This window comes from Cellulomonas sp. P4_H12 (assembly GCF_056400905.1).
The window spans coordinates 1-554 of sequence record NZ_JBFUKJ010000133.1 but is presented as its reverse complement, the minus strand read 5'-3'; the positions used below and the strand labels follow the sequence as shown (position 1 = coordinate 554).

Sequence of the window (554 nt, the reverse complement as noted above, 5' to 3'; positions counted from 1 at the left end):
CCTTCACACCCGCCGGCACCGCCGCCAACGCCGTCGTGGTGACGTTCTTGCTCACCGTCACGGTCGTGCCCTTGTTCGGGTAGCTACCCGAACCCAGCGACCCGGAGTAGTCCGTCCACGTGTTCATCGCGACGTCACGATCGCAGTTCGCACCGACCTTGTACGAGAACTCGAACGTGTGCGACTTCGGCTCGATGTTCGGGTACACCGCCCAGTCGCCCGTCACCCGCGCAAAGTCCGCCCCCTGGCTCTCGAGCCCACGCGGAGAGCCGTCGACCTTCGCCGAGCCGTCCACGTAYGTCAKGCACGMSGGGYGGAAGWCCTTGACSGCCTGGACGTACTCAACGACGGTGAGAGCCTTCCGCATGAACTTCATCGAGGTCGTGACGATCTCGCCCTCGACCGGCGTCGTGTTGCTGACGGTCCGGGTGAAGTTGCTGTTGCCGTCGGCCCAGGACACCGAACTCGGCGCCGCACCAGCCATGCCGACACCGGCGGTGACCGCGAACCCGGCGGCGATGGCCACCGCGCTGAGGCCACCGACGATCCGGCGC

The 554-nt window shown here is 67.1% G+C and carries 2 protein-coding genes; one reads left to right on the top strand and one right to left on the bottom strand.

Translation table 11 applies throughout. From position 1 onward, the window contains the following. On the bottom strand, positions 1-226 hold a 226-nt coding region (locus AC1DQC_RS20170; RefSeq protein WP_477053001.1), incomplete at its 3' end, for a hypothetical protein. A gap of 139 nt (positions 227-365) precedes the next feature. Here AC1DQC_RS20170 and AC1DQC_RS20165 point away from each other — a divergent pair. Then, positions 366-554: hypothetical protein (locus AC1DQC_RS20165; protein ID WP_477053000.1), on the top strand; the 189-nt coding region annotated here is incomplete at its 3' end.